Origin of the sequence: Streptomyces tamarix (assembly GCF_032423885.1) — a bacterium.
Classification (GTDB): Bacteria; Actinomycetota; Actinomycetes; order Streptomycetales; family Streptomycetaceae; genus Streptomyces; species Streptomyces tamarix.
Window position 1 is genome coordinate 102,530 of the sequence record NZ_JAWCTQ010000022.1, and the last position, 10,663, is coordinate 113,192.

Annotated in this window: 10 protein-coding genes; 5 read left to right on the top strand and 5 right to left on the bottom strand. The window is 76.9% G+C overall.

Annotated features, from left to right (window positions below):
• Positions 1-34: 34 nt before the first annotated feature.
• Positions 35-1,324: a geranylgeranyl reductase family protein gene (locus RND61_RS18680; protein WP_315879127.1), complete on the bottom strand. Its 1,290-nt coding sequence runs from the start codon at positions 1,322-1,324 to the stop codon at positions 35-37.
• A gap of 111 nt (positions 1,325-1,435) precedes the next feature.
• Here RND61_RS18680 and RND61_RS18685 point away from each other — a divergent pair, with 111 nt between their 5' ends.
• Together RND61_RS18685 and RND61_RS18690 are read left to right on the top strand one after the other, a co-directional pair.
• A complete protein-coding gene (locus RND61_RS18685) occupies positions 1,436-2,812 on the top strand; it encodes a dipeptidase (RefSeq protein WP_315879128.1) in 1,377 nt (458 codons plus the stop codon).
• Positions 2,813-2,880: 68 nt separating this feature from the next.
• Positions 2,881-3,633 carry an MBL fold metallo-hydrolase gene (locus tag RND61_RS18690; protein WP_315879129.1) on the top strand — a complete coding sequence of 251 codons (753 nt, stop codon included), beginning with the start codon at positions 2,881-2,883 and terminating at the stop codon, positions 3,631-3,633.
• Positions 3,634-3,680: 47 nt separating this feature from the next.
• Here the strand turns inward: RND61_RS18690 and RND61_RS18695 are convergent, their stop codons facing one another.
• Positions 3,681-4,721, bottom strand: coding sequence for an NUDIX hydrolase (locus tag RND61_RS18695; RefSeq protein WP_315879130.1), 1,041 nt, complete (start codon positions 4,719-4,721; stop codon positions 3,681-3,683).
• Between the two features lie 351 nt (positions 4,722-5,072).
• On the opposite strand from RND61_RS18695, the gene RND61_RS18700 reads away from it, so the two are divergent.
• Entirely contained in the window at positions 5,073-5,447 is a 375-nt protein-coding gene (locus RND61_RS18700) for a phosphatase domain-containing protein (protein WP_315879141.1), read from the top strand.
• A 44-nt stretch (positions 5,448-5,491) separates the two neighbouring features.
• Here RND61_RS18700 and RND61_RS18705 read toward each other — a convergent pair whose 3' ends face one another.
• The gene (locus RND61_RS18705; RefSeq protein ID WP_315879131.1) at positions 5,492-6,469 is read right to left on the bottom strand and encodes an ROK family protein; all 978 of its coding nucleotides are present in this window, start codon (positions 6,467-6,469) and stop codon (positions 5,492-5,494) included.
• 160 nt (positions 6,470-6,629) lie between these two features.
• On the opposite strand from RND61_RS18705, the gene RND61_RS18710 reads away from it, so the two are divergent.
• Positions 6,630-7,658 (top strand): LacI family DNA-binding transcriptional regulator, encoded by a 1,029-nt coding sequence (locus tag RND61_RS18710; RefSeq protein ID WP_315879132.1) that lies wholly within the window; start codon positions 6,630-6,632, stop codon positions 7,656-7,658.
• Positions 7,659-8,142: 484 nt separating this feature from the next.
• Here the strand turns inward: RND61_RS18710 and RND61_RS18715 are convergent, their stop codons facing one another.
• Complete coding sequence (locus tag RND61_RS18715; protein ID WP_315879133.1) at positions 8,143-9,441, bottom strand: DUF6986 family protein; 1,299 nt, start codon at positions 9,439-9,441, stop codon at positions 8,143-8,145.
• An 84-nt stretch (positions 9,442-9,525) separates the two neighbouring features.
• Positions 9,526-10,236 carry a MerR family transcriptional regulator gene (locus RND61_RS18720; RefSeq protein ID WP_315879134.1) on the bottom strand — a complete coding sequence of 237 codons (711 nt, stop codon included), beginning with the start codon at positions 10,234-10,236 and terminating at the stop codon, positions 9,526-9,528.
• 163 nt (positions 10,237-10,399) lie between these two features.
• Between RND61_RS18720 and RND61_RS18725 the strand changes: the two genes are divergently transcribed.
• Positions 10,400-10,597, top strand: a complete 198-nt coding sequence (locus RND61_RS18725) for a hypothetical protein (RefSeq protein WP_315879135.1) — start codon at positions 10,400-10,402, stop codon at positions 10,595-10,597.
• The last annotated feature ends 66 nt before the right edge of the window (positions 10,598-10,663 follow it).

The following is a 10,663-nucleotide window of genomic DNA, read 5'->3' on the forward strand; positions in this document are numbered from 1 at the left end:
GGGCGGGGCCGGGCGGTGACGGCGTCCGTCTCCGCTACCGCTGCTCCCGCGCGGCCGGTTCCGGCTCCGACTCCTGCGGGTCGTCCTGCCGGCGGCGGTCCAGCGCCTCCAGGGCGCGGCGCGCGACGGTGTTCCCCCTGACGATGCCGGCCAGCGTCGTCGCGCCCCGCGTGATGTCCGCGAACGCCCGCCACGCCGGGCGCAGTCCGGTGATCGCGGCGTGCAGCAGCGCCGGGCGGCGCGCGAACACGGCGAGCAGCCGCCGCCCCACCGCCATCTCCACGCCCAGCCCGGCCTTGATCGCGAAGGCGTAGTTCAGCGCCTGGCGGCGCGCCTCGACCGCGTCGTGCGCCTCGGCGATCCGCACCGCCCACTCCCCCGCGAGCCGGCCGGACCGCAGCGCGAAGGAGATCCCCTCACGCGTCCACGGCTCCAGCAGCCCGGCCGCGTCCCCGCAGACGACGACCCGGCCGCGGGAGAGCGGCGAGTCCTCGCTGCGGCAGCGCGTCAGGTGCCCGGAGGAGATGGCCGGTTCGAACCCGGCGAGGCCCAGCCGGGCCACGAAGTCGTCCAGGTACCGCTTGGTCGCGGCGCCCTCCCCGCGCGCGGAGATGACACCGACCGTCAGCGTGTCCCCCTTGGGGAACACCCAGCCGTAACTGCCCGGCATCGGCCCCCAGTCGATGAGGACCCGCCCCGCCCAGTCCTCCGCCACGGCCTGCGGCACCGGGATCTCCACCTCCAGGCCGAGGTCCACCTGGTCGGTCTTGACCCCGACGTGCGCCCCTATCCGGCTGGCGCTGCCGTCCGCGCCGACCACCGCCCGCGCCAGCACCGTCTCGCCGTCGGCGAGGACGACCGCGACGGTGCGCCGGTCCGGCACCGCGGCGCCGTGCTGCTCGACCCGCGCGACGGCCGCGCCCGTCCGCACCTCGGCGCCCGCCCTCCGGGCGTGCTCCACCAGCCCCGCGTCGAACTCGGGCCGGTTGACCAGCCCGAACAGCATCCGCTTCGAGCGGCGCGTACGGGCGAAGCGGCCGTTCAACGAGAACGTCACGGCGTGCACCCGGTCGCGCAGCGGCAGGTCGAAGCCGGGCGGCAGCGCGTCCCGCGACGGGCCGATGATGCCGCCGCCGCACGTCTTGTAGCGGGGCAGCTCCGCCTTCTCCAGGAGCAGCACGCGGCGGCCCGCGACTGCCGCGGCGTAGGCCGCGGACGCTCCGGCCGGCCCCGCGCCGACCACGACGACATCCCACACGTTCTCGCTGCTCACGATGTGCTTACGCTCCCGGTCCCGACCCGTGGTCCACGCTCTCGTCCGCATCCTACGGGGCTTCGCCCCGAGCGCCCTGTGCGAGGATCGGACGCGCGTTCGCCGCATATCCCGCGGCGGCGTCCCGACGTACCGCTTGCCGCACCCACCAGGAGCGTGACCATGACCGCCCAGCCGATCGCCGAGCCGATCGCCGCCACCGTCGCCTCGCTGATGCCCCGCGCCAAGGCGGAGCTCACGGAGCTCGTGGCGTTCCGGTCCGTGGCGGACCCGGCCCAGTTCCCCAGGAGCGAGTGCGAGGCCGCCGCCGCGTGGGTGGCGGACGCCCTGCGCTCCGAGGGCTTCACCGACGTGTCGGTCTTCGACACCCCCGACGGGAGCCAGTCCGTCTACGGTCACCTGCCTGGCCCCGCCGGCGCCCCGACCGTGCTGCTGTACGCCCACTACGACGTGCAGCCGCCGCTCGACCCGGCCGGCTGGGACACCCCGCCGTTCGAGCTGACCGAGCGGGACGGCCGCTGGTACGGGCGCGGCGCCGCCGACTGCAAGGGCGGGTTCATCATGCACCTGCTGGCGCTGCGCGCCCTGAAGGCGAACGGCGGCGTCCCGGTCGGCGTCAAGGTCATCGTGGAGGGCTCCGAGGAGCAGGGCACCGGCGGCCTGGAGCGGTACGCCGAGGCCCACCCCGACCTGCTGGCCGCCGACGCGATCGTCATCGGCGACACCGGGAACTTCCGCGTCGGGCTGCCGACCGTCACCGCGTCGCTGCGCGGGATGACGATGCTGCGCGTCCAGGTCGACACGCTCGCCGGGAACCTGCACTCGGGGCAGTTCGGCGGTGCCGCGCCGGACGCGCTGGCCGCACTCATCCGCGTACTGGACTCGCTGCGCGCCGAGGACGGTTCGACGACGGTCGACGGGCTGGCGTCGGACGCCGAGTGGCAGGGGCTGCAGTACGCGGAGGAGGACTTCCGGCGGGACGCCAAGGTGCTGGACGGCGTGGACCTGATCGGCTCCGGCACCGTCGCCGACCGGCTGTGGGCGCGTCCGGCCGTCACGGTGATCGGCATCGACTGCCCGCCGGTCGTCGGGGCCACGCCGTCCGTGCAGGCCACCGCCCGCGCCCAGATCAGCCTGCGCGTGCCGCCCGGCCAGGACGCCACCGAGGCGACCAAGCTCCTCACCGCGCACCTCCAGGCGCACACCCCCTGGGGCGCGCGCGTGACGGTGGAGCAGATCGGGCAGGGCCAGCCGTTCCGGGCGGACGTGGCCAGCCCGGCGTACACGTCGATGGCCCAGGCGCTGGCCGCGGCGTATCCGGGCGAGGAGATGCAGGCCGCCGGCATGGGCGGGTCGATCCCGCTGTGCAACACGCTGGGCGCGCTGTACCCGCGGGCGGAGATCCTGCTGATCGGGCTGAGCGAGCCGGAGGCGCAGATCCACGCGGTGAACGAGAGCGTGTCGCCCGAGGAGTTGGAGCGGATGTCGGTCGCGGAGGCGCTGTTCCTGCGGAACTACGCGCTGTCGAAGCGAGGTTGAGCTCTCGGCGGAATCGCGCAGAGCGCAAGGGGGGCGGCCCGGCCGGGCCGCTCCCGTAGCGTCGGGGCATGACTCCGGAACCCCACCCGCACCCGCACCCGCACGCCCCCGACGAGCCCGCCGTCGACCTGGTCCCGGTCGTGCCCGGGCTGCACATGCTGCGCTTCCCGATCGGCCAGGGCTACGTCTGGCGTGACGACGACGGCGCGCTGACGCTGGTCGACGCCGGCTGGGCGGGCGCCGAGGACGCCGTCGGCCGGGCACTGCGCGAGGTCGGCGGCCCGGGGGCGCGGCTGCGGCGGATCGTCCTCACCCACGGCCACCGCGACCACGTGGGCGCGGCGGAGGCGCTGGCGCGCCGGTACGGCGCTGAGGTCCTCGCGCACCGGCTGGACGCGCCGGTCGTCCGCGGGGAGGCGCCGGTGCCCGAACCGGACCTGCTGGACTGGGAGGTCCCGCTGTACGAGCACGGGCTCACCACGCCCGAGGCGCCGCCCACGCGCGTGGACCGGGAGTTGGAGGACGGCGACGTGCTGGACTTCGGCGGCGGCGCCCGCGTGGTGCACACCCCGGGCCACACGCCCGGGTCGATCGCGCTCCACCTGCCGCGCCCCGGCGTGCTGCTGACGGGCGACACCCTGGCGTCGGTGGGCGGGGTGGGCCTGGGCGTCTTCCACACGGACCGCGCCGCCGCGGTGGCGTCGGTGCGCCGCCTGGCCTCCCTCCACCCGCTCCGGGCGGTGTGCTTCGGGCACGGCGACCCGCTGACGCGGGAGGTGCCCTCCACCCTGCGGGCGGCGGCGGAGGCGGCCCGGCCGTAGCCCGCGCGGGAGCCCGGAGCCGCCCCGTCCCCCGCGCCGCCGCGCGGTCAGCCCACCGGGACGCCGGCCTCCAGGTTCAGGACCGTGCCGCGCTCGCGGGCGCGCAGGGCCCAGCGGAGGCGTTCGTACCGGACCGGGGGCAGCATGTCCGCCGCCTCCGCCTCCGTCGCGAAGCGCCAGCCGCGCAGCTCGGAGCCCGGCAGCAGGACCCGGTCCGCCTGCGCGCCCGTGAGCCGCCCGCCGTCGAAGAGGAGGCGCAGCCCGCCGTACCCGGGCGGCTTCGGCGGCTCCCAGTCGACGACCAGCAGCCGCGGTACGGACGCCAGCTCCAGCCCCGTCTCCTCGGCGACCTCCCGCATCGCGGCCCGCGCCGGCGCCTCGCCCCGCTCGACGACCCCACCGGGGAACTCCCACCCCGGCTTGTACGTCGGGTCGACCAGCAGCACCCGGTCCTGGTCGTCGAAGAGCAGCACCCCCGCCGCGAGCGTCTCGCCGGTCGGCTCCGGGGTCTGCACGATCCCGCAGGCGCCCGCCGCGCCGGTCCGCACCGCGTCCGCGATCACCTTCGCCGTCGCCTCCGGCGTGAGGGGGCCGTTGTCGACGGCGTACGCGTCGGCGGCGAGCCACCCGTCGAGCGCGGCCCGGTACGACGCGATGTGGTCCAGGGCCCACGCCCTGGCCCGCTCGTTTCCGGCCGGGTCGCCGTCGTGCGCGCCGCGCCGCGCGATCCGTGCGCGCAGGATCGTTTCATCAGGGGTCAGGACGACATGCCGCACGGTGATCCGGCGGGACGCCAGCCCGCCGAAGATCTCGTCGCGGTACTCCTGCCGCAGGAGGGTCATCGGCACCACCAGCACCCCGCCCACCTCGGCGAGGAGCGCCGCCGCCGCGTCGACGACCAGGCGCCGCCAGATCCGCAGGTCCTGGAAGTCGGTGGTGCCGGAGAGCCGGTCGGGCGGCAGGAGGAGCGGCAGCGCGCCGCCGATCGACTCCGGGTCGTACAAGGTGCTGTTCGGGATCAGATCGACCAGTTCGCGCGCGGCGCTCGTCTTGCCGGCGCCGAACGCACCGTTGATCCAGACGATCACGGTTCCCCCTCTTCCGTTGGCCCCCAGTGGCTTGCCCGCAACACCCTGCCACGGAAACCCGCGTTCCGGACGGGTGGCCGTAACGGTCCGGGGCCCCTGGGGTTTCCCGCCGGAGGCGGACGCCGGCACGGCCGGTGAACCGGGGGCGGGTTGGCCGGATCCGGTGGTACGGTGCGCGGCCCCGCGCGGTTCAGCGGGCGTGGCCACCCCGGGCGCACCCTCGAACGCCCTGCGGCGGCGACCCGCCCGGCACCCGCTAGGGTCGGGCCCGTGACTCCCTCCCCCTCCGGCACGACGGCCGCCCTGTGGCCGTCCGATGGCCCCGGTGTGGTCCGGTTCCCGTCCGGGCGCATGGTGCGGGGCCGCGGCCTGCGCCGCCCGCTGCCCGACGGACCGACCCCGGCGTACGCGGTCCATCTGCTGGGCGGGCGGCCGCCGGACGTCCCGTGGGAGGCGCGCCTGCTGCGCTGGCCGGACTTCCGGCTGCCCGCGGACGAGGCGGAGGCCCGCGCCGTCCTGGCCGGGGCGTGGGAGCGCGCCGCGGTGGAGCGCGTCGAAGTCGCCTGCGGGGGCGGCCGGGGCAGGACGGGCACGGCACTGGCCTGCCTGGCGGTCCTCGACGGCGTCCCGCCGGACCGCGCGGTGGAGTGGGTGCGCCGGCACTACCACCCCCGTGCGGTGGAGACGCCCTGGCAGAAGCGGTACGTACGGCGCTTCGCCGGGTAGCCGCCCGGCCGGAAGCCGCCGGAGCCGGCCGCGGGGCCGGGCCGTCAGGCGCGCGGCGCCCGGTCCGCGCGCGGGTCCAGCGCCGCCGCGGCCGCGCCCAGGAGGCCCGCGTCCGTGCCGGTCGTCGCCGGGACGACCTCCAGCGGGCGGGTGAAGGGGAGGGTCGCGTACCGCCGCAGCTCCCGGCGCAGCGGGGCGAAGAGGACCTCCCCCGCGCCCGCCACTCCCCCGCCGACCACCGCGATCCGCACCTCCAGCAGCGTCGCCGTCGCCGCGATGCCCGCCGCCAGGGCCCGGGCGGCGCGGTCGTACGCGCCCCGGGCCGCCGGGTCGCCCGCGCGGGCCGCCGCCGCCACGCCCGCCGCCGTCGCGTCGCCGTCGGGTCCCGGGCGCCAGCCGGCGGCCAGGGCGCGGCGCGCGATGTTCGGCCCGCTGGCGATGCGCTCGACGCAGCCGCGCCCGCCGCAGGGGCAGGGGTCGCCGTCCAGGTCGACGCTGATGTGGCCGATGTGGCCCGCGTTGCCGGTCGGCCCCGGGTGCGGGCGTCCGCCCAGCACGAGCCCGCCGCCCACCCCGGTCGACACGACCAGGCAGAGCGCGTCGTCGTACCCACGGGCGGCGCCCCGCCAGTGCTCGGCGGCGGTCATGGCGACGCCGTCGCCGACGAGGCAGACCGGCCGGCCGGCGACCCGCGCGCGGACCCGGTCGACGAGCGGGAAGCCGCGCCACGCGGGCACGTTGACGGGGCTGACCGTGCCGGCCGCCGCGTCCACCGGGCCCGCGCTGCCGATGCCGACCGCCTCGACCCGCCCCCACAGCGGCGATCCGGCCAGTTCGTCGAGGACCGAGGCGACGGCGCCCATCACTGTCTCGGCGTCCTCCCGCGCGGGGGTGGGCCGCCGGGCCCGGACGAGGATCCGGCCGGTGCCGTCGACGAGGGCGCCCGCGATCTTCGTACCGCCGATGTCGAGGGCGGCGGCGAGTCCGGTCGCCGCCGGGTCGTGCTCCGGCTCCGTGTGCATCCCGTCGCTCCCCATGGACGTCCGCGGACCGGTGGGACCCTGCGGTTTCGGTTGGTGCCCGGACAGTCTCCCGGCTGTTGACAACGTTGTCCAGGCTCTATGCTCGACGCCACGCCCCCGTACGTACCTCCGGACGACGACAGGACAGGAACCGCGCACCGTGGCCGAGACCGCCCGCCGACCCGACCACCGCTACGGCAACCGGCCCACCATGAAGGACGTCGCCGCCCGCGCGGGCGTCGGCCTCAAGACCGTCTCGCGGGTGGTGAACGGCGAGCCGGGCGTCACGCCCGACACCGAGCGCCGCGTCCAGGAGGCGATCCAGGCGCTCGGCTTCCGCCGCAACGACAGCGCGCGCGTGCTGCGCAAGGGCCGCACCGCCTCCGTGGGGCTGGTCCTGGAGGACCTGGCCGACCCGTTCTACGGGCCGCTGAGCCGCGCCGTGGAGGAGGTGGCCCGCGCCCACGGGGCCCTGCTGATCAACGGGTCCAGCGCCGAGGACCCGGAACGGGAGCAGGAACTCGCCCTGGCGCTGTGCGCGCGCCGCGTCGACGGGCTGATCGTGATCCCCTCGGGCGACGACCACCGCTACCTGGAACCGGAGATGAGGGCGGGCGTCGCGACCGTCTTCGTGGACCGCCCGGCCGGCCGGATCGAGGCCGACACGGTCCTGTCCGACAGCTTCGGCGGCGCCCGCGCGGGTGTGGCGCACCTCGTCGCGCACGGCCACCGCCGGATCGGCTTCATCGGTGACCGGCCGCGCATCCACACCGCCGCGGAGCGGCTGCGCGGCTACCGGGCCGCGATGGAGGACGCGGGGCTGCCCGTCGACGACGCGTGGGTGTCGCTGGGCCCCACCGAGCCGGCGCGGGTGCGGGCCGCGGTCGCCGCGATGCTGGCCGGCCCCGAACCGGTGACCGCGCTGTTCGCGGGCAACAACCGGGTGACGGTGACCGCCGTGCGGGAGCTGGCCGGGCGCACGCGCCCGGTCGCCCTGGTCGGCTTCGACGACATCGAACTGGCCGACCTGCTCGGCATCACGGTCATCGCGCAGGACGCCGCCGCGCTGGGCCGCACGGCGGCGGAACGGCTGTTCCGCCGCCTCGACGGCCTCCACGAGGCGCCCTGGCGCGTCGAGTTGCCGACGGTGCTGGTCCCGCGCGGCTCGGGCGAGGTCCCGCCCGCGTAGCCGCGCGGCCCGGTGCGGGGCGGGGCCGGCACCGGGCGCGCACGCCGCCGGCCCGCACGCCGGCGTCGCCGCTGTCGTCATCGGCCTTCGTCCACCGGACGTCGGGCCGCCCACCGGACGTCGGCCCGCCCGCCGTGCGTCTCGCGGCGGCCGGGGCCAAACCGGCGGGAGCAGTGGCCGGTGCCCGCGTCGAGGACGCCGGCCCGGCCTCCGTCCCCCGGGTACGGGGTGGTGGTCCGTCCCCCCGGGTACGGGGCGGTGGTCCGCCGGACCGCGCGGTGGCACGTGCCGCCGCCGGCGGAGGGGCGGACCGGCTCCGGGGCCACCGCCGCCGGTGGCGGGCGGGCCCCCGCCGGACCGGCCGGCGGTCGGTTCGCGTTCCCCTGCGGGCACCGCCGCCCCGCTTCCCGCGCGTCGTGGACGCGTACGGGTTACGGGGCGGCGGTGGCGGTGGCGGGTCCGGCGGGGGACCGCCACCGGCCGGTCACTGGTGGGTGCCGGTCAGGTCGCCGCGCCGCGGGGCGGCGAAACGGTCGAGGTCGGCGCGGGTGAGGCCGGTGAGGCGGGCCACCTCGGCGGTGTCGAGGGCGCCGCAGTCGATGCCACGGAGCAGGTACCCGCTGAGCGCCTTGGCGGTGGCCGGCTCGTCCATCACGTCGCCGCCGGCGCGGTTGGCGTACGCGGCGAGGCGGGCGGCGGCCGGCTCCAGGCCCTCGCGGTAGAACGCGAACACGGCGGCGTACCGGGTGGGCAGGTGGGCCGGGTGCATGTCCCAGCCCTGGTAGTAGGCGCGGGCCAGGGCGCGGCGGGTGAGGCCGTAGTGCAGGCGCCAGGCGTCGTGGACCTTCTCGGTGGGGCCCACGGGCAGCACGTTGGTGGAGCCGTCCGAGACGCGGACGCCGGTGCCGGCGGCGGCGACCTGCATGACGGCCTTGGCGTGGTCGGCGGCCGGGTGGTCGCTGGCCTGGTACGCGGCGGAGACGCCGAGGCAGGCGCTGTAGTCGAAGGTGCCGTAGTGGAGACCGGTGGCGCGACCCCCGGCGGCGTCGATCATGCGGGCGACGGTGGCGGTGCCGTCGGGGCCGAGGATGGCCTGGCTGGTCTCGATCTGGATCTCGAAGCCGATCCGGCCGGGCTCCAGGCCGCGGGCCTTCTCGAACTCCTCCAGGAGCCGCGCCATCGCGGTGACCTGCTCCGGGTAGGTGACCTTCGGGAGGGTGAGGACGAGGCCGTCGGGCAGGCCGCCCGCCTCCATGAGGCCGGTGAGGAAGATGTCGAGGGTGCGGATGCCCCGGTCGCGCACGGCGACCTCCATGCACTTCATGCGGATGCCCGTGTACGGGGCTGCGGTCCCCTCCCGGTGGGCCCGGGCCACCAGGCGGGCGGCGCGGGCGGCGTCGCGGTCCTCGTCGGCGTCGGTGCGGCCGCCGTAGCCGTCCTCGAAGTCGATGCGCAGGTCCTCGATCGGTTCCCGCTCCAACTTGGCCCGTACGCGCGCGTGGACGGGCTCGGCGAGGTCGTCGGGGAGACCGAGGACGGCGGCGAGGGAGGCGGCGTCCGGGGCGTGCTCGTCGAGCGCGGCGAGGGCGCGGTCGCCCCAGGAGCGAATCGTGTCGGCGGTGAGGGCGTCGCCGGGCACGTAGACGGTGTGGACGGGCTGGCGGGTGCCGGGGTCACCGGGGTAGCGGCGGGCGAGCTCCGCGTCCACCGTGGCGAGGGAGGCGCTGATGCCCTCGCTGACCGCACCGGCGAGGCTTGTCGCCACCTGCTCCTGCTGACCCATTCCCGCACCCTCCACCGCTCGACTTTTCCGCTTCACGGAATCAACAATCCGTATGGCGAAGTTATCCGGGGTGGCTGGCGCTCGTCAATGGTGGCCGAGACGGCGCAGGTAGCCGTGGAGGGCGGCGGAGGCGCCGAGCCGGAGCAGACTGCGCCGGTGGAGGTCGCCGGCGCGGGCGTCCAGCGCGGCGAGGACGCGGTCGGGGCTGCCGTTCGCCCGCAGCTCGCGCAGGACGGCCTCGACGGCGGCGAGCGGGTGGTGCCCCTTCCGAAGGAGCGCCACGACCTGCGCGACGCGCAGCTCGGTGCGGTCGTAGAGCCGGTACCCGGTGGACGGCTCGCGACCGGGCCGCAGCAGGCCGCGGGCCTCCCAGAGGCGGAGGACGGGCGGCTTCACGCCCACGGCGCGGGCGGCCTCGCCGATGCGCAGGGCCCTCCGGGCGGCGGGCGGCGGGACGCGGCCGGCCAGGACGGTGCCCATGGCCTCCCGGACGGCGGCGAGTTCGCCGCGCTCCCGGTCCAGCCGGGCGTGTCCGGCGTCCAGGGCGGCCAGCGCGGCCTCCAGGTCGCCCGCGTGGACGGCGGCCATCACGGTACGGGCGGTGGCCCAGCCGTGCCCGGCGGCGAGCTCGCGGGCCACGGCGAGCGCGTCGGCGTGGGCGGCGGTGAAGAGGCGGTGGCCGCCGGGGGTGCGGTCGACGGGCGGGAGCAGCCCCGTGTCGACGTAGGTGCGGAGCTGCTGTACGGAGATCCCGGCCGACCTCGCGAGGTCGGCCGCCTTCAGCCGGTCACCCACGACCCCTCCTCCACGGCTTCACGCCGAGTTGAGACTTTTCCGGCATTCCACCGCCCCCACCTGTGGTGCGGCCGTGAAAAAGCCTGGTAGCAGTTGAATGAAAGACTTGATACCAGGTCCGGCGCCGGGGCCGAGCAGAGCCGTTTTCCCGAAGGGAGAAGCAGTGAAGTTCACGCTTGAGGTGACCGTCGACGACGGGCAGCCGGCGGAGGCCGCGGCGCGCGAGCTGGGCCGCGTCCTGCGCTACTGGGGCGGCAACCTCCACCACTACGCCCTGCGGCCCGGCGACGGGTCGGCCGTGTACGACTCGGCCCACCGCGAGGTGGGCCGGTGGCGGATCACCGCCGACGGCGAGGGCTGAGGCCGGCGGGTCCGGGAGGCGCGGAAAAACGGCCGGGGGCCGCGCGGGGGGGGTGCCCCCCCCGGC